This window comes from Microbacterium sp. 22303, from assembly GCF_052045265.1.
Classification (GTDB): domain Bacteria; phylum Actinomycetota; class Actinomycetes; order Actinomycetales; family Microbacteriaceae; genus Microbacterium.
In genome coordinates, this window is record NZ_JBQEOQ010000004.1 from 100,191 (window position 1) to 120,655 (window position 20,465).

Consider the following 20,465-nt stretch of genomic DNA (forward strand, 5'->3'; position numbering starts at 1 on the left):
CCTAACGTCGGATGCATCCGATGCACCACGACGAAAGGATCCTCATGTCCGTTTTCACCGTCGACACTGACGCCGTCTTCACCACCAGGCTGTCCGTTCAGGCCACGAGCGAGCGGCTGCAGAGCGACTCGGCCGCCATGACGTCGCAACTCACTCAGCTGCAGTCGTCCTGGAGCGGGGGCGCCTCCGTCGCGTGTCAGAACGCCGTGGAGCAGTGGCGCGGCGCACAGGCGCATGTCGAGCAGGCGCTCGCGGCGATCGCCCAGGCCCTCGGCTCCGCCGGCCAGCTCTACGCGCAGGCCGAGAACGACTCCACTGCGCTGTTCCACTGAGTGTCCCCCTGCCGAGGATGCGCTTTCGTGGGCGGCTCCGCAGGCGGAGAAGGCCCCCGGGACGAATCCCGGGGGCCTTCTCGAACGGGGGCTGGACTCAGAAGTCCATGCCGCCGGACGGGTCGGCCGGCATGGCCGAAGCCTTCTCCGGCTTGTCGGCGACGACGGCCTCGGTGGTGAGGAACAGGCCGGCGATCGACGCGGCGTTCTGCAGCGCCGAGCGGGTGACCTTGGCCGGGTCGATGATGCCCTGTGCGAACATGTCGCCGTACTCGCCGGTCGCGGCGTTGAGGCCGTGACCCGTGGGGAGCTCGGAGACCTTGTGCGCGACGACGCCCGGCTCGAGACCGGCGTTGAGGGCGATCTGCTTGAGCGGCGCCTCGATCGCGACGCGCACGATGTTCGCGCCGGTCGCTTCGTCGCCCGTGAGCTCGAGGCCGTTGAGGGCCTTCGTGCCGGACTGGATCAGGGCGACGCCACCACCGGCGACGATGCCCTCCTCGACGGCGGCCTTCGCGTTGCGGACGGCGTCCTCGATGCGGTGCTTGCGCTCCTTGAGCTCGACCTCGGTGGCCGCGCCCGCCTTGATGACGGCCACGCCGCCGGCGAGCTTGGCGAGGCGCTCCTGCAGCTTCTCGCGGTCGTAGTCGCTGTCGGTGTTCTCGATCTCGCGACGGATCTGGGTCACGCGACCGGCGATCTGCTCGGCGTCTCCGGCACCCTCGACGATCGTGGTCTCGTCCTTGGTGACGATGACCTTGCGCGCACGGCCCAGCAGGTCGAGGGTCGCGTTCTCGAGCTTGAGACCGACCTCCTCGGTGATCACGGTGCCGCCGGTGAGGATCGCGATGTCCTGCAGCTGCGCCTTGCGGCGGTCACCGAAGCCCGGAGCCTTGACGGCGACGGACTTGAAGATGCCGCGGATCTTGTTCAGCACCAGGGTCGCAAGGGCTTCGCCCTCGACGTCCTCAGCGATGATGACGAGCTCCTTGCCGTCCTGGATCACCTTGTCGACGACGGGCAGAAGATCCTTGATGTTCGAGATCTTCTGGTTCGCGATGAGGATGTACGGGTCCTCGAAGACAGCCTCCTGGCGGTCCGGGTCCGTGACGAAGTAGGGGTTCAGGTAGCCCTTGTCGAAGCGCATGCCCTCGGTGAGCTCGAGCTCGGTGCCGAAGGTCTGGGACTCCTCGACGGTGACCACACCCTCCTTGCCCACCTTGTCGATGGCCTCGGCGATGAGCTCGCCGATCTCCGGGTCGGCGGCGGAGATCGACGCAGTAGCGGCGATCTGCTCCTTGGACTCGATCTCCTTGGCGGAGGCGAGCAGCTCGGCGGTGATGGCGGCGACGGCCTTCTCGATGCCCTTCTTCAGGCTGATCGGGTCGGCACCGGCGGCCACGTTGCGCAGGCCCTCGCGGACCAGCGCCTGGGCGAGCACGGTTGCGGTGGTGGTGCCGTCACCCGCGACGTCGTCGGTCTTCTTCGCGACCTCCTTGACGAGCTCCGCGCCGATCTTCTCGTACGGGTCGTCGAGCTCGATCTCCTTGGCGATGGACACGCCGTCGTTCGTGATCGTGGGGGCGCCCCACTTCTTCTCGAGCACGACGTTGCGGCCACGCGGGCCGAGGGTCACCTTGACCGCGTCGGCCAGGATGTTCAGGCCGCGCTCGAGACCGCGACGGGCCTCCTCATCGAAAGCGATGATCTTTGCCATGAGTTCTGTCGTCCCTCCTGGACGTAGACATTGGGTTTTAGCACTCAGATCAGTCGAGTGCTAAACCCAGTCTGGCACTCGACCCCTGTGAGTGCAAGCCGTAGAGAGAGCGTCCGGGCTCAGCCCGCCGAGCCGTCGCCCGACGTGTCGGCGGGGGTCGGCTCCGTGGTCGGTGCGTTCTTCGCGAGATCGAGCCCGAGCACCACGGTGAGCTGCTTCTGGCCGGTCACGACGTCGTCGCCGTACCGATCGCTCAGGGCGACCTTCGTCGCGCCGATGAGGGCAGCCAGCGCCTGGGCCGCAGGCTTGTCCGCCTCGGTCTTGTAGTAGACCGTGGTCGCGGGGAAGTCCTGGGTGTCGGCATCGCTCGCCGCCACGGAGCCGCCGGCGAACCCGGCGTTGACGATCGTGTCGCGCGTGCTCGCGGCGAGCCCGTTCACGCCGGTCGCGTTCAGCACCAGGACGGCGTACGACGTGTCCAGCGTCGGCGCCGCCACGGTAGCGGTCGGCGATGCCGTGGGCACCGGCGCACCGCCGTCGAAGCTGATCCGGCCCATGGCGAGCATCGCGGCGAAGATCCCGACGGCGATCAGCACCGCCGTCGCCACTGCGGCCCACAGCAGCACGAACCAGCCGCGCATCCCGGGGTTCTCGGCACGGTGGGCGCCGACGCGTCCCTGCGCGTGCGGGATCACGTCGAATCGGTCGCGGGCGGATTCTGGCATCCCCCGATGTTATCCGGGGTCCTGCTGCGGTTTCGGTGAACGACAGGCCGTCGATCTCGAGCGCGGCTGCGCCTCAGCCGGCGGACAGCGCGGTGCGACCCGATCTCCGCGCTGCCGCGTCGTCTCGGATCCGGCGCAGTCGACGCACCAGCATCGGATCCGCGATCAGCGCCTGCTCGGACTCGATGACCCGGTCCAGCAGCTGGTAGTAGCGCGCCGGCGTCAGCTCCAGCTCGGCGCGGATCGCCTCCTCCTTGGCGCTGGAGTGCCCGGGGCGCCGCGCCTCGAACGCGAGGATCACACGTTCGCGGTCGCTGAGGAGGTCGGTCACCCCATCAGGCTACGTCGCCGTCGGCGCCCGGCCCGGACGGCGCGCCCGGCCGCCGCCCCTCCACGGCCAGGAACGCGCGAGAATGGATCCGACCCCGGGAGGATCCATGTCGCACCGCGTGACCAAGACCGACGCCGAATGGCGGGCCGAGCTCGACCCGCAGCAGTACGCCGTGCTGCGCGAGGCCGCGACCGAGCGGGCGTGGACCGGCGAGCTGCTCGACGAGCACCGTGCCGGCCTCTACACCTGCGGCGCGTGCGGCGCCGAGCTGTTCCGCAGCGGCACGAAGTTCGACTCGGGCTGCGGCTGGCCGAGCTTCTACGAGTCGGTCCGGCCTGAAGCCGTGGAGTTGATCGAGGACAACAGTCTCGGCATGCTGCGCACGGAGGTGCGCTGCGCGAACTGCGGTTCGCATCTGGGCCACGTCTTCCCGGACGGATTCGGCACGCCGACCGGCGACCGATACTGCATGAACTCGATCGCGCTGTCGTTCCAGCCGGACGATTCCGCGACCGGGGCATGAGCGCACTCGAAGCCGTTCGCCGTCGGCAGTCCTGGTCCAAGGTGACCCCGGACGCGCCGACCCGCGAGCAGCTGCTGCCGCTGATCGCGGCCGCCGGCCGCGTCGCGGATCACTCCTCGCTGCGGCCCTGGCGTCTGATCGAGCTGCGTGGACAGGACCGAGAACGACTGGGTGCGGCCATCGCAGCGACGACGGGCGACGACTCGCCCTCGTCCAAGCCTCTGCGCGCCTCCCTGCTGATCGCCGTCGTCGCCAGTTACCGGGACAGCGAGAAGGTGCCCCGCTGGGAGCAGGAGGCCGTCGCCTCCGGTGTCGCGCACGTGCTCAGCCTGTTGCTGGATGAGGCCGGCTGGGGAGTCATCTGGCGCACCGGCGGCTACACCCGCACCGCAGCCGTGGCCCGAGCGCACGGACTCGGTCCGGACGAGGAGCTTCTGGGCTGGCTGTACGTGGGCGGCAAGCCAGGCAAGGAGCCGGGGCGACGCCAGGTGCTCGACGCGGAATCGGTGCTGAGCCGGATGCCCGTCCAGAGCGCGCCCGACGACGCTGCGCCGTCCGACAGTCCGCGCGACCCCGCCGACTCCACCGAACCCGACAAGTGCACCAAGAAGACGGTGAAGAAGAAGAAGGCCAAGAAGGCGGCCAGGAAAGCCCGGAAGAAGGCCGAGAAGACTGCGAAGAAGCAGCGGCGGCTCAGGAAGACCGAGGAACAGGGCTGACCCGGCGACGCCCCCAGGGCAGCGCCGCCAGCACGGACAGCACCGCCGCGAGCACCATGACGACCACCTGCCATGCGGCAGGGCCGGCCGCAGGCGGCCAGATCATGTCGATCAGCACCGACACCACGAGCTGACCGAGGACAGCACCGAGCCCCATCAGCAGCACTCCCGTGCGGGCCACGATGATCACGCCCAGCAGGATGTAGGACGCACCGAGCAGCCCGCCCAGGTACAGCCACAGGTCTGCGGGGAACACGGCGGGGAACGGCTCCGGAGCTCCGGTCACGAGCAGGCTCGCACCTGCTGACACCGAGAGCACGAGCACGCCCCCGAAGAAGCTCATGTAGGTCGCGGCGAGCGGCGAGGCGATGCGCTGACCGAGCCGGCCGTTCACGGCGGACTGGAACGCGATGCCCGCTCCGGTGAGGAACGGCAGCACCAGCATCCACAGCGGCGCCCGGGCGAGCACGTCGCCGCCGAGCGAGACGCCGACGGCGACGAGCGCGAACGCACCGCCGAGCAGTCGCCCCGGGGTGATGGCGACGACGCCGGCCGGGCCGAATCCGACCCGATCCAGCAGCAGTCCGTGCAGCGTCTGGCCGGCCACGACGCCCACCGTGAAAAGGGCGACGCCGAGGATGCCCGCGACCAGGCCCTGGGTCGACACGGTCAGCGCACCGCAGGCGCCGCCGAGCAGCATCCACCAGCGCACGCCGCCGGTGCGGATCCCCCGCCAGAGACGCCCGAGCCCCGCGCGTCCCGAACGAGTGAGCAGCACGGGGAAGCTCAGCAGCATCAGGCCGACCGCGAACGACACCCACCCGGCGAGTATCCCGTTGTCCAGACGCACTCCGAGCTGCCCGTTCACGCGCGCCTGGATCGCCGTCATCGCACCGATGGCGACCGCACCGCCGAGCGCCAGCACGATGCGCCCACGGCGCGGCTTCAGAGGGGGCACAATCACCGTTATGAGCCTACTCGGGCGCGGAATCGCTCTCGAGCGCACCGACGTCCCCCGCCCGAGGTACGCTCCAGCCATGTGCGCGAGCTACGGCCTGGATCCGCGATTCAGCGATCAGCAGCTGATCGAGGAAGCCGACGACGAACTCATGGAGGGGATCCGCGCCTGGGCGCGGCGCAACGCGGAGGAGACTCTGCGCCCCACCGGACGACTGCTGCGCAACCTCAATCCGATCCTGCTGCCCTCGGAGTCCGCGCAACCGCAGCTCGAGCAGGCCTGGTGGGGATTCCTCGTCGACGGCCGGCCGTCGCGGTTCCCCTCGATCAACACCCGCTCCGAACGGCTGCAGGAGCGTCCCGGGAGCCTGAAGGGGCGGGCGCTGGTCCCCGCCACGAGCTGGTACGAGATGCAGAAGCCGCAGAAGGCGTGGCACGAGTTCGGACTGGACGGCGCCCTGTTCGGCATGGCCGCGATCACCCAGCGCGGCCGCGCCGAGGACGGCTCCTGGTACACGTGCTACTCGATCGTGATGCAGCCGGCGCCCGAGCGCCTCGCCGGGATCCACGACCGCATGCCGATGCTGCTGCCGGCCGCATTCGCCCGGGACTGGCTGAGCGGCGACGCCACGCGCGAGCTCATCGACGAGGCGCTGCTGGCCTCCGCCGAGATCACCGCGCGGGTGGCCGCGACGCCGCGCGCGGATGACAAGGGCACGGATCGACTGTTCTGAGCACCCGCGGATGCGTCATGTCCGCACCATGATGCCCGCGGAGGAAGAATCGGAGCCTCCTGCCGGACTCGAACCGGCCACCTGCGGTTTACAAGGCCGCTGCTCTACCAGATGAGCTAAGGAGGCGAGGAATGGCCGGCGCCGTGAGGGCGCGACCGCTCCACAGCGTAGCAATTCGCCGCGCTGTCGGCGTGCACGCCGTCCGGAGCCGGACGGCCGCACGCGCTACTTCGCGGCGGACGGCGACGGCGTGGGCGAGAGCGTCGGACCGGGCGTGCCGTAGTACGAGTCGCTCGCGACCGAGAGCACGAACTGGCTGAACTCGGCGGCGTCGGTGAGCGATCCGGCGTAGACCTGGCCGTTCACGACGATCGTGGGCGCGCCGCTCAGGGCCCCCTTCTTGGAGCCGGGCAGCGGGCCGTCCACGGCGCGCTGCGTGACGTCCTTCACCCAGGAGTCGTAGGTGCTCTCCTCGACGCAGGTCTGGAGGCCCTTGGCATCCTTCACTCCGCTCGAGATCGCGAGTGCGATGAGCTCCTTGTCACTCTTGCCGTCGGTGTCCTGCTTCGGCTGGTCGACGAGCAGGGCGTGGTTGAACGCGTAGAAGACCTCGGGCTGCATCGAGGCGACGCAGGCGGCGGCGGACGCGGCGCGCAGCGAATACTTGGTGCCGTTGGAGTTCGCGGTCAGCAACGCGACCGGGTGATAGGTGACGGTCGCCGCGTCCTGATCGACCCAGGTCGCGAGCTGCTTCGCGTTCGCACGCTCGAAGTCGCTGGCGCCGGGCGAGAGGTAGTCGACGTAGACATGGATGTCGACAGCGTCGGCCGTGGCGGTCGGATCGGGAGTCGGCGAGGCGGATCCGGTCGGCGCCGCGCTGCCCGCCGTGCTCGGCGAGGGCGTGGGCGTGGGCGTGCTCCCGGATCCGGCGCGCACCGATGCCAGATCCTCCTTGGTCACGACGACACCGTCGTCCTGCAGGTTCGACGGTGTGAGCGACGGCTTCGACACGGCGGAGCCCACAGCCCAGGCCACGGCGCCTCCCGCGGCGCCGACCACGATGACCGCGACCGCGGCGATGATCACACGTCGGATGATCCGGGCGCGGGACTGCTGGGCGTTCACCTGCTGGGCCTTCTCCCGCACGGCCGCACGCGAATGCGGCGGAGTGGGGACGTTCGGCGTTTCGTCGCTCGACATCGTTCCTCTTGGTTTCTCGGGACTGGCATCCCTGTGGCCTGCTGCCGACGGGCGCGGCGCGGCACGGGTTCGATGCTAGCCAGGCAGGCTGAGAAATGACCAGACGACCCCTGGCCGGACCCTGCGAGATCTGCCCCGGAAAGCGCTTCACCGACGATGCTGGACCTCGCCGGAGCTCTCATGTCATACTGATCCCGGCCCGATGGCGGGCCACGGCGGGTTCATCCTCGTCGCTTTTTCACTACGGATCGTCCGGCACGTACCTGCCGGTGAAGGAGAAGACAATGGCAACTGTGACCTTTGATGAGGCCACCCGTCTGTACCCCGGCGGCACCCGCCCCGCGGTCGACAAGCTGAACATCGAGATCGCCGATGGCGAGTTCCTGGTTCTGGTCGGCCCCTCCGGCTGCGGCAAGTCCACCTCGCTCCGCATGCTCGCGGGCCTCGAAGAGGTCAACGCCGGCCGGATCCTGATCGGCGACCGCGACGTGACCGACGTCCCGCCGAAGGACCGCGACATCGCGATGGTGTTCCAGAACTACGCGCTGTACCCGCACATGACCGTGGCCGAGAACATGGGCTTCGCGCTCAAGATCGCCGGCGTCGGCAAGGAGGAGCGCGCCCAGCGCGTCCTCGAGGCCGCCAAGCTCCTCGACCTCGAGCCGTACCTGACCCGCAAGCCGAAGGCCCTCTCGGGTGGTCAGCGTCAGCGTGTCGCCATGGGCCGCGCGATCGTGCGTCAGCCGCAGGTGTTCCTCATGGACGAGCCGCTGTCGAACCTCGACGCGAAGCTGCGTGTGCAGACCCGCACCCAGATCGCGTCCCTGCAGCGCCGCCTCGGCGTCACCACGGTCTACGTCACGCACGACCAGACCGAGGCCCTGACCATGGGCGACCGCATCGCGGTGCTCAAGGACGGTCTGCTGCAGCAGGTAGGCACGCCGCGTGACCTGTACGAGAAGCCGAACAACCTGTTCGTCGCCGGCTTCATCGGCTCTCCGGCGATGAACCTGTTCGCGGCCGACCTGGCCGAGGGCGGCGTCCGCTTCGGCACCGAGGTCGTGCCGCTGGACCGCGACACGGTCGGACGCGCGAACGGCTCGCAGGTCACGGTCGGCGTACGCCCCGAGGACATCACGGTCGGCCCCGCCGACGGCAAGGGCCTGTCGGTCGTGGTGGACCTCGTCGAAGAGCTCGGCGCTGACGGTTACTTGTACGGCCACACCGAGATCAACGGCAAGCGCGCCGACCTGGTCGCCCGCGTCGATGGCCGCAACCACCCGAACGCCGGCGAGACGGTCACCCTCGCCGCGAACCCCGGTCACGTGCACGCCTTCGACGTCGAGTCCGGCGCCCGCTTGAACGACAAGCCGATCGTCGCCTCCTGATCACCGTCTGATCGACGCGGCGCGGGGGATCTCCCCCGCGCCGCGTCGTCGTCTTCCCCGTCGATCCCCCCGAGGAGCACCGTTGAAGGACGCTCTGACCATCACGGCGAGTGCCGTGGATCCCGGTCTGCTGTCGCTGCCCTGGTCGCAGCCGCTGTCGAAGTGGCCGTCCGACGTGATCGTGTCGCTGCCCAAGGGCCTGTCCCGGCACCTGGTGCGCTTCGCGGATCTGTCCGGATCCGTCGTCGCCGTGAAGGAGACCACGGAGCAGATGGCGCGCCGCGAGTACGACATGCTGGGCAACCTCGCCCGCCTCGATGTGCCCTGCGTGTCCCGCGTCGCCGTCATCGCCGGCCGCGCCGACGGCAAGGGCGAGCACCTGCCGGCGGCGCTGGTGACCTCGCACCTGCGCTTCTCGATGCCGTACCGGGCGCTGTTCACGCGCGTGCTGCGGCCGGACACCGCGACCCGCCTGGTCGACGCACTCGCGCTACTGCTGGTGCGGCTGCACAACGTCGGCTTCTACTGGGGCGACGTGTCGCTGTCGAACGCGCTGTTCCGCCGTGACGCCGGGGCGTTCGCCGCCTACCTCGTGGACGCCGAGACCGGCGAGCTGCACGAGGAGGGACTGACCGACGGTCAGCGCGCGTACGACCTGGATCTGGCCCGCACCAACATCGCCGGGGAGATCCTGGACCTCGCCGCAGGCGGGAGGCTCGAGCGCGGCGTGGACGCGGTCGCGATCGCGGACGGCATCGTGTCGTCCTACCGTGCCCTGTGGGCCGCGCTCACCGCACACGAGTCCTTCGCTGCGGGCGAGGCCTGGCGGATCACGGAGCGCGTGGAGAAGCTGAACGCGCTCGGCTTCGACATCGGCGAGATGTCGATCCAGACCACCGCCGACGGCACCAGGGTCGAGATCGAGCCCAAGGTCGTCGATGCCGGCCATCATCAGCGCCGCCTCATCCGCCTCACCGGCCTGGACGTCGAGGAGAACCAGGCCCGGCGACTGCTGAACGACCTGGACGAGTTCCGGGCCCGCTCCACCAAGCAGTGGGCGGACGAGGAGATGTACGCGCACGAGTGGCTCACCCGGGTGTTCGAACCGGTGGTGCGCGCGATCCCCTACGACCTGCGCGCCAAGCTGGAACCGGCCGAGGTGTTCCACCAGGTGCTCGAGCACCGCTGGTACATGTCGCAGGCGCAGGGCCGGTCGGTGCCGCTGGCCGAGGTGCTCACCTCGTACATCAACGACGTGCTGCGGCACCGGCGGGACGAGGCCACGATCATGGGGCCGCCCACCGAGACCATGTCGCTGCCGGTGATCACCGGATCCGTCCCGGTCTCGGACGACACCGGCGACATCGACTGGCGCGATCTGGTCTGAGACGGCGCGACACTGGCCGCGAGGCTCCATCCGAGTAACGAGACTGCAGCGCTGGCGTGCAGTCTCGTTACTCCACTGAAGTCTCGCGGTCAGGTGCGGTCGCCCGGGGGACGATGCCGTCAGTAGCCGACGGTGAAACGCTCGCGGCGGTGCTTGCCGTTCTCGATCTCGTCGACGACAGCGATCGCGAAATCGGCGCCGGAGATGGTCGAGTTGCCATCGGCGTCGCGCACGACCACGTCGCCGCCGTCCCGGTAGGAGCCGGTGCGCTCGCCCTCGGCCCACGGCCCGAACACCTCGGCCGGGTGCACGAAGAACCAGTCCAGCGACGCGTCGGCGTTCTGCAGCACGGCGAGGGAATCGATGCCGACCTGCGCCTCGTGCTTGTACTCCTCGGGGAAGTCGAGGTCGATCAGACGCGGACCGCCCGGCGCCGAAAGGCTGCCGCCGGCGCCGCCGACGACGCTCACCCGCGTGCCCGTGCCGCTGAGCTTGTCGACCAGGTTGGTCAGTGCCGGGATGACCGCCTGCTCCATGTCGCCGCGCGGGGACAGCGCGGACACGACCACATCGGCGTTCTCGAACACGTCTCCGAGCGCATCGAGGTCGGTCACCGAACCCTGCACGTTGGTGACACCGTCGACGGGAGCGGACGGCTCGGAGCGCGAGATCGAGACGACCTCGTGCCCGCGCGACGCGGCTTCCTGGACGATGTGGCGGCCGGCGTAGCCGGTCCCTCCGATGACGACGATGCGAGCCATGCGCGTTCCTTCCGTTCCGATCCCGGCTGTTTCTGCACCGGGTACGGGAGGTGAAAGGCCCCACGGCCGTCGTCTATTCCGCCTCAGCCGGATCCTGCACGGATGTGCGCCTCCGGTCAACGGCATGCGCGGTGGGTCATGCGGAGCACGGCGCACCGCGGCACCGCGCTCCCCCACGAAGCTCAGCCCTTGGCGGCGCGGACCGTCGAGACCTGGTACAGCGCGACAGAGGCCGCGATGCCGGCGTTGAGCGACTCAGTCGCCGCGGAGATCGGAATCGACACGATCTGGTCGCAGGTCTCGGTGACGAGGCGCGAAAGCCCCTTGCCCTCGGATCCGACCACGATGACGACGGGACGGTCCGCGAGCTCGATCGCGGGCAGCGACACGTCGCCGCCGCCGTCGAGGCCGAGCACGAAGACGCCCTGCTTCTTGAACTCCTTGAGCATGCTGGTGAGGTTCGCAGCGAGGGCGACCGGGATGCGGGCCGCCGCACCGGCGCTGGTCTTCCACGCCGCGGAGTTCACGCTCGCCGAGCGACGCTGCGGAAGGATCACGCCGTGTCCGCCGAAGGCGGCGGTGGAGCGGATGATCGCGCCGAGGTTGCGGGGATCGGTGATCCCGTCGAGCGCCACGAACAGCGGGGTCTGGCCGCGGTCGATGACCTCTTCCAGCAGATCCTGCGGGTGCGCGTACTCGTACGGCGGCACCTTGAGGGCGACGCCCTGGTGCACGCCGTCGAAGCCGGCCATGCGATCCAGCTCCTGACGGGTGACCTCGAGCACGGGGATCTCACGGTGCCGTGCGATCGCGAGCATCTCCTTGATGCGGTCATCCATCTCCACGCGCTGCGCGATGTACATCGTGGTGGCGGGGATCTTCGTGCGCAGCGCCTCGAGCACCGAGTTGCGCCCGGTGACGGTCTCGGTGTCGTTCGAGGCCGACGACGAGGACACGCGGCGGTTCGGATTGGATCCGCTCTGCGGCTTCTGGCCCGCGCCCGATCGCGCGCCGGGACGGCCCTTGCCGCCTGCGGCCGCATAGCGCTCCTGGGCCGCCTTGCGCTTTCCGGCGACGTGCCAGGCGCGGTCCTCGGCCTTCGGGGTGTTCCCGCGGCCCTCGAGCGCCTTGCGGCCGAGGCCGCCGGTGCCCTTGGTGGCGCCCTTCTTCTTGCTGTTGCCCGCTCCGGGCCTGCTCGGCTTAGCCATCGATACTCCAATGAGTTCCGTCTGGAGTGTCCTCCAGGGTGATGCCCGCCGCACCGATCGCATCGCGGATGCGGTCGGCGGCGGGCCAGTCCTTGTCGGCGCGGGCCTGCGCACGCTGGGCGATCATCGCCTGCACGAGCGCATCCAGCGCGGTGGTGGTCTTCGTGTCGGATCCGGCGGATGCCCACTCGGGTGCGAAGGGATCGATGCCGAGCACGCCGGTCATCGCGCGAACGGCGCTCAGCGATGCGCGCACGTCCTCGGACTCCCCACGATCGAGCGCGGCATTGCCCGCACGCACGGTCTCGTGCAGCACCGCGATCGCCTGCGGCACGCCGAGATCGTCGTCCATCGCCGCGACGAACGCGGCGGGAAGGGATCCCATCGCCATCCAGCCGTGCCCACCGACGATCCGCTGCGCCCGCTCGAGGAACGTCCGGATCCGGCCCAGCGCCGCCTCCGCCTCGCGCCACGACGACTCGGAGAGGTCCAGGCTGGAGCGGTAGTGCGCGGCGGCCAGCGCATAGCGCACCACGAGCGGATCGTGCTGCGCGAGCACGTCGGCGGCAAGCGTGAAGTTGCCGATCGACTTGGACATCTTCTGCCCGTCGACGGTCACGAGGCCGTTGTGCACCCAGTACCGGGCGAACGCGTCACCGGCCGCGGTCGACTGCGCCAGTTCGTTCTCGTGGTGTGGGAAGCGCAGGTCGAGACCGCCGCCGTGGATGTCGAACTCGGCACCGAGGTAGCGCCGCGCCATCGCGGAGCACTCGATGTGCCAGCCGGGACGCCCGGCGCCCCAGGGCGAGGCCCAGGTGGCGTCGGCGGGTTCGTCCGGCTTCGCGCCCTTCCACAGGGCGAAGTCCTGCGGGTTGCGCTTGCCACGCGGATCCGCATCCTCCGCGGCCTCCATCGCGTCCACGGACTGGTGGGTGAGCTCGCCGTAGGCGGGCCAGCTGCGCACGTCGAAGTAGACGTCGCCGGACCCGTCGGCCGCCGGGTAGGCGTGACCGCGCTCGACGAGGCGCTCGATGAGCTCCTGCATCTGCGGGATCGACGCCGTCGCCCGCGGCTCGTAGGTCGGCGGCAGGATGCCGACGGCGGCGTACGCGGCCGAGAACTCCTGCTCCATCCGGTACGCCAGGCCCCACCACGCCTCGGCGTCGGTCGCATTCGCGAGCACCTTGTCGTCGATGTCCGTGATGTTGCGGACGAAGGTGACCCGCCCGTAGCGCTGCTGCAGCCAGCGCCGCAGCAGGTCGAAGCTCAGCGCCGCGCGCACATGCCCGATGTGCGGGCCGGACTGCACGGTGGGTCCGCACACGTACATCGTCACGTTCGAGTCATCGAGCGGAACGAACTCGCGCAGTTCCTGCGCGCGCGTGTCATGGAGGCGGATCGTCACCGCTCAAGCCTACCGGGGCGGCCCTGACAGTTTCGGGGAGCGATGTCGGCGCCGGAATCGGATCCGGCAGGGCGGACATCGCTCCTCGAAACAGGACGTGGTCAGGGCTGCAGCAGGATCTTGCCCTCGCGCCCCGCGCGCAGGTTGCCCTCCGACGCCTCCGCGATCCGCTCGAACGGCAGCACGGCCTCGAACGGGAGGGTGAGCACGCCCTCGCGGATGCGCTGCAGCAGCTCGCCGAAGAGGGCTCCACGCTGGTCCGCGGGCATCGCAGCCGCGACCTTCGAGCCCCAGAAGCCGCGCACGGTCAGCTGCTTGAAGATCACGTCGCCCGAGGAGATCCGCATGGTCGGCGATGCCATCGCGCCGAACACCACGAGCAGGCCGCCCTCGCCGAGCATCGCGGCGACCTGGCCACTCGCGTCGCCACCGACCGAGTCGATGCCGGCGCGGATCGGCGCACCGCCGGTGAGTGCGCGCACCTGGTCCTGCCAGTCCTCGGCATCGGTCGCGACGACGTTGCCGACCCCCTGCGCGGCGAGCTCCGCGATGCCGTCCGCACGACGGACCAGGCTGACCACGTGCACGCCGCGAGCGGCGGCGAGCTGGGCGACCATACGGCCGACGGCGCCGTTCGCCGCGTTCTGGATCATCCAGTCGCCCGCGGCCAGCCCGAGCGAGTCCAGCACGCTGATGGCGCTGAACGGCATGGATCCGAGCTGGGCGGCCTGCTCGTCGGGGATGTCGTCGGGCACCGGGATGAGCCCGCCAGCGGAGGCGAGCACGTACTCGGCCCAGGCGCCGAACGCGCCGCCGACGGTGACGCGACGCCCGATCAGCGCGTCATCGACGCCTTCGCCGACCGCATCGACCACACCGACCGCCTCGGTGCCGGATCCGGCCGGCAGCTCGGGCTTGTACCCGTAGAGGCCGCGCACCGTGAGCAGGTCGTGGTTGTGCACGGCGGCGAGCAGCACGCGCAGCCGCACCTGCCCCGGACCGGGCTCCGGCAGCGGGACGTCCTGGACGGACAGGACTTCGGCGGGATCCCCGAAGGAGGAGTGGACGAGTGCGCGCATGGCGGTGACCTCTCTACGACGTCTGCTGGATGCGGCGGGTGGCCGCGTCCTCCAGCGTAGGCACGTGCGCGAGGAATCGGACCCGAATCCGGAGGACCCTGCGTTATGGATTCAGCCCAGCGCGATCGGATGCACGAGAGCCACAGCCGTGACGGCGATCCCCTCGCCCCGGCCGGGGAAGCCGAGCCCGTCGGTCGTGGTCGCGGAGACGGCGACGGGAGCGCCGCCGAGGGCCGCGGACAGCACGCGCTCGGCCTCAGCGCGGCGCGCACTGAACCGCGGGCGATTGCCCTGGAACTGCACGGAGACGTTGCCGATCGCGAATCCGCCCTCCGCGAGGATCTCCGCCGTGCGGGCCAGGAATACATCGCCGTGCGCACCGGCGTACTCCGGATGCGCGGTGCCGAAGTGCTGCCCGATGTCGCCGAGGCCCGCCGCCCCCAGCAGGGCGTCCACGATCGCGTGCGCCACGGCGTCGCCATCGGAGTGCCCCTCGAGCGCGGGCTCGCCGGGCCAGTCGAGCCCTGCCAGGCGAAGCGTGCCGCCCGGGGCGAAGGCGTGCACGTCGGTGCCGATGCCGATGCGCGGGATGGCGGGGCCGTCGGGCACCGCGGAGGACGTGAGGATCATGCGGGCGCGCTCCAGGTCGTGCGGAGTGGTGATCTTGAAGGCTTCCTCGGATCCGAGCACGTGCCGCACCGCTCCTCCGGCGGCGGCGAACAGCGCGGCGTCGTCGGTGTACTCGATGCCCTGAGCTTCGGCGTGCCCGTAGGCGGCGACGAGCTCGGTGCGGGGGAAGCCCTGCGGCGTCTGCGCGGCGGCGAGCTCTGATCGGTCGACCGGGGCGACGACCTCCTCCCCGTGCACGCGCTTGAGGGTGTCGACGACGGGCAGCGCGGGGATCACGCCCACGCCGGGGCGCACCGCTGCGGACACCGCCGCGAACTGCGCGGGTGGAGTCAGCGCGCGAGCTGCGTCGTGCACCAGCACCGTGTCGATGCCGTCGGCGAGCACCGCGAGTCCGGCCGCCACGGAGCGCTGCCGGGTCTCGCCTCCGACGACCACCGCCACCGCCGGCGCCCCCTCGTCGCTCGCTGGTCGCGGATTGTCGCTTCGAACCTCGGATGGCGGCATTTCGCGACCAGTGAACGTCGTCTGCGCGGCCTCGAGGATGGTGCGCGCGTCGGACTCGAGTCCAGCCGGGACGACGAGGATCACCTGTGCCGGGGCCGCGGCGAAGACGCCGTCGAGCGCATGCTCGAGAATCGCGCGACCGCAGAGCGGCACGAACGCCTTGGGTGCTCCGGCGGCGAGGCGCGTACCGGATCCGGCCGCCACGACGATCACCGCGGTGTGCGCGAGGGACGAAGGCGGGGGCAGGTCGTTCACGCTCTCACGTTAGCGCCGGATCCTCCACTCTCCCGCGTCCGGATCCTCTCGCAAGAAATCCTTGCGTGAACGAGTACTTGATCTGATACAGTACTCGACATGAACGATGACGCCTTCTCCGCGGACCTCCTGCGCGGGCACACCGACACGATCGTGCTCGGCATGCTGCGCGGCGGCGATCGCTACGGCTTCGAGATCTACAAGACCATCCGGGACGCCACCGGAGGGGACCACGAGATCAAGGAGGCCACCCTGTACGCGACCTACCGCCGTCTGGAGAAGGACGGCCTGGTCGAGTCGTACTGGGGCGACGAGACGCAGGGTGGCCGTCGCAAGTACTACCGGATCACCGACGCGGGCCGCGCGGTGTACCGGCGCAACGTCGCGGCCTGGGTCGCCACCCGCCGCGTGATCGACACGCTTCTGGACGCGAAGGACTGAGCACATGAACACCGACATCCACCGCCTCCTGGACGAGGCCTTCGCCGGGATCGAGATGACGCCGGCCGCACAGGACCTGAAGGAGGAGATCCGCGCGAACCTCGCCGCACAGGTTGACGAGCGGGTCGCCGCAGGCGCCTCACCCGCCGAAGCCGCGCAGAGCGCGATCGCCGAGCTCGGCGACGTGCGAGCCCTGCTCGAGGATGAGCCGTCCACGGGCAGCACGCACGCGCCGGGCTGGGAGGCGCTCACCGCGCGCAACCGGGTGCGACCGAAGCCCGGCTTCGTGGTGCGCACGGTGCTGCTGAGCCTCGTCGCGACCGCAGCCCTCGTGGGAATCCTCCTCGTGGTGCTGCTCGTGCCGCCGTCCGCGCCGCTGGCCGTCGCCGGACTCGGCGCGGTCGTCGCGGTCGCGCTCGGCATCGTCACGGCGGACGCACTGCTGCAGGAGACCACGACCAATCACCCGCTGCCCGCCGCCCGTGCCGTGGGGTTCGGCCTCGCGACCGGCGGCACCCTGCTCGCACTCGGACTCGGCGGCGCCTTCGCGCTGGCGCTGGATCAGCTCTGGCTCGTGATCCTCGCGGCGGTGCTCCTGGTCGGCGCTCTCGCGCTGTTCTCCTACCTCGGCGCGACGCAGACGAATCGGCACAAGGCCTGGACCCGCAGCGCCATGACGCAGATGCCGCCGAACCGCTTCGAGACGGATCCGGAGTCCGCCGCCCGCTTCGGGATCTACACGGCGGCGATCTGGTTCCTCACCCTCGCCGTGATCGTCGTGCTCGTCTTCACCGTCGGCTGGTGGTGGGCGCCGGTGGCGTTCGTCGGCGGCCTCGCCGCGATGATGCTGCTCCTGGCACGCATGCTCTACGCACCGCGCAGCGGCGACCGCCGCTGACCGGTCCGGCCGGTCCGGGCTCTTCGCCTCGCTGAGTCCGGATCCGCCCTCCCTCACAACGCAGAGAACCCTCAGAACGGAAGGGATGTTCGTCATGCCCGCACACCAGCGCCTCGACGGCGACGCCATCGTCGCCGAAGACCTCGTCAAGGAGTACCGCGGCCGCGGTCGCCGCCCCGCTGTCCGCGCCCTGGACGGCCTGAGCTTCGCCGTCCCGGTCGGACGCGTCTTCGGACTGCTCGGCCCGAACGGAGCCGGCAAGTCCACCACCACCAAGATCCTCACCACCCTGTCCCGCCCGACCGCGGGCCGAGCTCGCGTGGCCGGGCATGACGTGACCGACGCCGCCGGCGACGTGCGCGCGGCGATCGGCTACGTCTCGCAGGGCACCGGAACGGATCCGAACCTCACCGCGACCGAGAATCTCGAGATCGCCGGGCGCATGCGCGGCCTCGGCGGCTCCGATGCCAAGGCCCGCGCCGCCCGGCTGCTGACCGAGTTCGGGCTCGCCGACGCGACCCGCCGACCGGTGCGGACGTTCTCGGGCGGCATGCGGCGGCGCCTCGACGTCGCCGCCGCCCTGGTGCACCGTCCGCAGGTGCTCTTCCTCGACGAGCCCACCACGGGCCTGGACCCCGAGGCGAGAGCCGCCATGTGGGCCGAGATCCGGCGCCTGGCCGGCGAGGAGGCTCTCACGGTGGTGCTCACCACGCACTACATGGAGGAGGCGGACCGACTCGCCGACGAGCTGCTGCTGGTCAACCGCGGGCGTGCCGTCGCCCAAGGAACACCCGATCAGCTCAAGGCCGCGCTGCACGGCGACGCGGTCCGGGTGACCCTCATCGAACCGGATCCGGTCGCCGTGCGCGCCGCGGTCTCCTCGCTCCCGGGCCTGCGCGACGTGCTCGTCGAAGCGGCCGGGGTCGACGGCCTGCTCGTCGCCCGCACCGATGACGCCGGTTCCGCGGTCGGAGCGGTCATCGCCGCGCTCGACGGCGCAGGGATCCGCTACGGCCAGGTCGCGGCGTCCCACCCCACCCTCGACGACGTGTACCTGCACTTCGTCGGCCACACCTTCGGCGACGCCCCGGCGTCCGCCCTCACGGAAGAAGTCGCAGCATGAGCGCGATCGCCCTCTCCCCCGTCCCCGCCACGACGACGCGCCCCGCCGGGTGGTTCACCCAGACCGGGCAGGTGCTGCGGCGCTGGTCGATCGTCTCGATCCGCCAGGCCTGGGGCCCCGTGATGAGCCTCATCCAGCCGGTCATCTGGATCCTGTTGTTCGGGCAGGTCTTCCGCACGCTGGGCGCCCTTCCGCAGTTCGGCGGCCACGGCTACATCGACTACCTGGTCCCGGGGATCCTGATGATGACCGTGCTGTACTCGGGCGCCTGGGCCGGCACGGGCTACATCGACGACATCGAATCGGGAGTGATGGACCAGTACCTCACCTCGCCCCTGCGGCGTTCGTCGATCATCGCGGGGCAGCTTCTGCAGCAGCTCGTCGTCAACGTCCTGCAGTCGCTCGTGGTTCTCGGGATCGGCTGGCTCGGCGGCGCACGCTACCCCGGCGGCGCGGGCGGCATGCTCGTGGCGCTCGGCATCGCGACACTGCTGGCGACGATCTTCTGCTGCGCGTCGACGGCGGTCGCGCTCACCGCCCGCAGCCAGATCGCGCTCATCAGCCTGTCCCAGTTGATCGTGCTGCCGGCGACGTTCCTGTCGACGACGATGATGCCCGCCGCCGCCATGCCGGAGTGGGTGCAGAACGTGTCGCGATGGAACCCGATGACCTGGGCCGTCGAACTCGGCCGCGGCGGCCTCACCGGTGCCTACTCCGCCGAAGGCTGGTGGCAGGCCGGGGGCCTCGCAGTGCTGGCGGCACTCGCGTTCGCCTGGGCGCTGCGCGCGATCCGCAGCTACCAGCGCTCGATCTGACCGGCTTCGATCCCGGCCGCAGACACGACGAAGGGGCGGATGCCATCGGCATCCGCCCCTTCGTCAGCAGAACTCAGGAGGCGAGGACCTCGTCGAGCAGCGCTCCGGCCTTCTCCTCGTCGATCTTCTCCGCGAGCGCGAGCTCGGAGGTGAGGATCTGACGGGCCTTGGCGAGCATGCGCTTCTCACCCGCGGAGAGTCCGCGGTCCTGGTCGCGGCGCCACAGGTCGCGGACGACCTCGCTGACCTTGATCACATCGCCCGAGGCGAGTTTCTCGAGGTTCGCCTTGTAACGGCGCGACCAGTTGGTCGGCTCCTCGGTGAACGGGGCGCGCAGCACCTCGAACACCCGGTCGAGCCCCTCTTGGCCGATCACGTCGCGTACGCCGACCAGGTCGACGTTCTCCGCAGGCACCTCGATGATGAGGTCTCCCTGCGTGACGTTCAGCTTCAGGTACTTCTTGGTCTCCCCCTTGATCACACGGTCCTTGACCTCGATGATCGTCGCGGCGCCGTGGTGCGGATAGACCACGGTCTCACCAACCTCAAAAAGCATAAAGTCGTGTCCTTTCGGCAACCTCCAGGATACCACAGCCGGAATGCGATAAGGTTCGCGCCCCCCGCGCCGACAGACCTGTCCCCCGCGCCCGTGAGGCGGGCCCTGCGGCGCGGACCCGTGCCCCTAGAATGGTGCTGGATCATCACGTGAATTTTCTGGAGGACCCGTGAAATCGCGCCTTGCTGCGTCCATCGCCCTCAGCGCCCTCGTGATCGTCGGCGCCACCGGGTGCGCCGGGATCACTCCGCAGGCGACCACCATCGACTACTCGGCCTCCGACGGCGCGAACGTTCCCAAGAAGGGCCCGATCGAGGTCCGCAACGCCTTCGTCGTCGTGGACGAGGCCGGCACGCTCGGCAACCTCGTCGCCGGCCTGGTCAACACCAGCTCCGATGCGCAGACGATCCACATCTCCATCGGCGACGGCCCGAGCCAGAGCGTCCGCATCGCCGGACAGAAGGCGGTCAGTCTCGGCGGCGATGACGCGAAGCCGATGACCTTCGAGGACCTCGACACCAAGGCCGGCGAGACCATCGAGGTCTACTTCCAGTCCGGTGACGCCGAGGGTGTCAAGTACGCGATCCCCGTGCTCGACGGAACGCTCCCCTACTATGCTCCGCTGGTCCCGACCGCGCAGCCGAGCCCGACCTCGACGCCGGTCGCCCCGGCCGTCGAGGTGACCCCGACGCCCAGCGAGACCCCGGTCGGCTGAGCCCCGCCGCACTCGCAGAGAGCCCCCGGAACCCTTGAGGTTCCGGGGGCTCTCGCGTGTGC

The 20,465-nt window shown here is 70.2% G+C and carries 21 protein-coding genes, 1 tRNA gene and 1 pseudogene; 11 read left to right on the forward strand and 12 right to left on the reverse strand.

Annotated elements, in window-relative coordinates:
• The first annotated feature begins 44 nt into the window (after positions 1–44).
• On the forward strand, positions 45–332 hold the full coding sequence (locus tag ACTJI8_RS12365) for a WXG100 family type VII secretion target (RefSeq protein WP_440733740.1): 288 nt from the start codon (positions 45–47) through the stop codon (positions 330–332).
• Between the two features lie 97 nt (positions 333–429).
• Here ACTJI8_RS12365 and groL read toward each other — a convergent pair whose 3' ends face one another.
• The 3 genes from groL to ACTJI8_RS12380 form a co-directional block, all read right to left on the reverse strand.
• Positions 430–2,049 (reverse strand): chaperonin GroEL, encoded by a 1,620-nt coding sequence (groL, locus tag ACTJI8_RS12370; RefSeq protein WP_375908136.1) that lies wholly within the window; start codon positions 2,047–2,049, stop codon positions 430–432.
• A gap of 119 nt (positions 2,050–2,168) precedes the next feature.
• On the reverse strand, positions 2,169–2,774 hold the full coding sequence (locus ACTJI8_RS12375) for a LytR C-terminal domain-containing protein (RefSeq protein WP_440733741.1): 606 nt from the start codon (positions 2,772–2,774) through the stop codon (positions 2,169–2,171).
• A gap of 73 nt (positions 2,775–2,847) precedes the next feature.
• A complete protein-coding gene (locus ACTJI8_RS12380; protein WP_440733742.1) occupies positions 2,848–3,105 on the reverse strand; it encodes a DUF3263 domain-containing protein in 258 nt (85 codons plus the stop codon).
• 106 nt (positions 3,106–3,211) lie between these two features.
• Here ACTJI8_RS12380 and msrB point away from each other — a divergent pair, with 106 nt between their 5' ends.
• Entirely contained in the window at positions 3,212–3,628 is a 417-nt protein-coding gene (gene msrB, locus ACTJI8_RS12385) for a peptide-methionine (R)-S-oxide reductase MsrB (protein WP_440733743.1), read from the forward strand.
• A pseudogene (locus ACTJI8_RS12390) lies at positions 3,625–4,164 on the forward strand (nitroreductase family protein); the annotation flags it as partial. The gene msrB and the pseudogene ACTJI8_RS12390, both read left to right, overlap by 4 nt.
• A gap of 157 nt (positions 4,165–4,321) precedes the next feature.
• Here the strand turns inward: ACTJI8_RS12390 and ACTJI8_RS12395 are convergent.
• Positions 4,322–5,311, reverse strand: a complete 990-nt coding sequence (locus ACTJI8_RS12395; RefSeq protein WP_440733744.1) for a DMT family transporter — start codon at positions 5,309–5,311, stop codon at positions 4,322–4,324.
• 73 nt (positions 5,312–5,384) lie between these two features.
• Here ACTJI8_RS12395 and ACTJI8_RS12400 point away from each other — a divergent pair, with 73 nt between their 5' ends.
• Entirely contained in the window at positions 5,385–6,038 is a 654-nt protein-coding gene (locus tag ACTJI8_RS12400) for an SOS response-associated peptidase family protein (protein WP_440733745.1), read from the forward strand.
• A 53-nt stretch (positions 6,039–6,091) separates the two neighbouring features.
• On the opposite strand, the gene ACTJI8_RS12405 is transcribed toward ACTJI8_RS12400, so the two are convergent.
• Positions 6,092–6,164 (reverse strand) — tRNA-Thr (locus tag ACTJI8_RS12405).
• Positions 6,165–6,263: 99 nt separating this feature from the next.
• Entirely contained in the window at positions 6,264–7,238 is a 975-nt protein-coding gene (locus ACTJI8_RS12410; RefSeq protein ID WP_440733746.1) for a DsbA family protein, read from the reverse strand.
• Between the two features lie 284 nt (positions 7,239–7,522).
• On the opposite strand from ACTJI8_RS12410, the gene ACTJI8_RS12415 reads away from it, so the two are divergent.
• Together ACTJI8_RS12415 and ACTJI8_RS12420 are read left to right on the forward strand one after the other, a co-directional pair.
• Entirely contained in the window at positions 7,523–8,626 is a 1,104-nt protein-coding gene (locus ACTJI8_RS12415) for an ABC transporter ATP-binding protein (protein WP_440733747.1), read from the forward strand.
• Positions 8,627–8,708: 82 nt separating this feature from the next.
• Positions 8,709–10,013 carry a DUF4032 domain-containing protein gene (locus tag ACTJI8_RS12420; RefSeq protein ID WP_440733748.1) on the forward strand — a complete coding sequence of 435 codons (1,305 nt, stop codon included), beginning with the start codon at positions 8,709–8,711 and terminating at the stop codon, positions 10,011–10,013.
• A gap of 119 nt (positions 10,014–10,132) precedes the next feature.
• On the opposite strand, the gene ACTJI8_RS12425 is transcribed toward ACTJI8_RS12420, so the two are convergent.
• The 5 genes from ACTJI8_RS12425 to ispD all read right to left on the reverse strand — a co-directional run bounded on the left by ACTJI8_RS12425 (position 10,133) and on the right by ispD (position 15,855).
• The gene (locus tag ACTJI8_RS12425; RefSeq protein WP_440733749.1) at positions 10,133–10,774 is read right to left on the reverse strand and encodes an NAD(P)-dependent oxidoreductase; all 642 of its coding nucleotides are present in this window, start codon (positions 10,772–10,774) and stop codon (positions 10,133–10,135) included.
• Positions 10,775–10,956: 182 nt separating this feature from the next.
• Positions 10,957–11,982: a 23S rRNA (guanosine(2251)-2'-O)-methyltransferase RlmB gene (rlmB, locus tag ACTJI8_RS12430; RefSeq protein WP_440733750.1), complete on the reverse strand. Its 1,026-nt coding sequence runs from the start codon at positions 11,980–11,982 to the stop codon at positions 10,957–10,959.
• The gene (gene cysS / locus ACTJI8_RS12435; protein WP_440733751.1) at positions 11,975–13,387 is read right to left on the reverse strand and encodes a cysteine--tRNA ligase; all 1,413 of its coding nucleotides are present in this window, start codon (positions 13,385–13,387) and stop codon (positions 11,975–11,977) included. The genes rlmB and cysS overlap by 8 nt, the downstream gene beginning before the upstream one ends.
• Positions 13,388–13,488: 101 nt before the next feature.
• Positions 13,489–14,466: a zinc-binding dehydrogenase gene (locus tag ACTJI8_RS12440; protein ID WP_440733752.1), complete on the reverse strand. Its 978-nt coding sequence runs from the start codon at positions 14,464–14,466 to the stop codon at positions 13,489–13,491.
• Positions 14,467–14,577: 111 nt separating this feature from the next.
• Positions 14,578–15,855: a 2-C-methyl-D-erythritol 4-phosphate cytidylyltransferase gene (gene ispD / locus ACTJI8_RS12445; protein ID WP_440733753.1), complete on the reverse strand. Its 1,278-nt coding sequence runs from the start codon at positions 15,853–15,855 to the stop codon at positions 14,578–14,580.
• Positions 15,856–15,954: 99 nt separating this feature from the next.
• Here ispD and ACTJI8_RS12450 point away from each other — a divergent pair, with 99 nt between their 5' ends.
• The 4 genes from ACTJI8_RS12450 to ACTJI8_RS12465 all read left to right on the forward strand — a co-directional run bounded on the left by ACTJI8_RS12450 (position 15,955) and on the right by ACTJI8_RS12465 (position 19,132).
• Entirely contained in the window at positions 15,955–16,296 is a 342-nt protein-coding gene (locus ACTJI8_RS12450) for a PadR family transcriptional regulator (protein WP_045273464.1), read from the forward strand.
• A gap of 4 nt (positions 16,297–16,300) precedes the next feature.
• Positions 16,301–17,194: a permease prefix domain 1-containing protein gene (locus ACTJI8_RS12455; RefSeq protein WP_440733754.1), complete on the forward strand. Its 894-nt coding sequence runs from the start codon at positions 16,301–16,303 to the stop codon at positions 17,192–17,194.
• Positions 17,195–17,288: 94 nt separating this feature from the next.
• Positions 17,289–18,317 (forward strand): ABC transporter ATP-binding protein, encoded by a 1,029-nt coding sequence (locus ACTJI8_RS12460; protein WP_440733755.1) that lies wholly within the window; start codon positions 17,289–17,291, stop codon positions 18,315–18,317.
• Entirely contained in the window at positions 18,314–19,132 is an 819-nt protein-coding gene (locus tag ACTJI8_RS12465) for an ABC transporter permease (protein WP_440733756.1), read from the forward strand. Before ACTJI8_RS12460 ends, ACTJI8_RS12465 begins: the two co-directional genes overlap by 4 nt.
• A gap of 73 nt (positions 19,133–19,205) precedes the next feature.
• On the opposite strand, the gene ACTJI8_RS12470 is transcribed toward ACTJI8_RS12465, so the two are convergent.
• Positions 19,206–19,688, reverse strand: coding sequence for a CarD family transcriptional regulator (locus ACTJI8_RS12470; RefSeq protein WP_233311486.1), 483 nt, complete (start codon positions 19,686–19,688; stop codon positions 19,206–19,208).
• Positions 19,689–19,857: 169 nt separating this feature from the next.
• Here ACTJI8_RS12470 and ACTJI8_RS12475 point away from each other — a divergent pair, with 169 nt between their 5' ends.
• The gene (locus tag ACTJI8_RS12475; protein ID WP_440733757.1) at positions 19,858–20,403 is read left to right on the forward strand and encodes a DNA modification methylase; all 546 of its coding nucleotides are present in this window, start codon (positions 19,858–19,860) and stop codon (positions 20,401–20,403) included.
• Positions 20,404–20,465 lie beyond the last annotated feature (62 nt).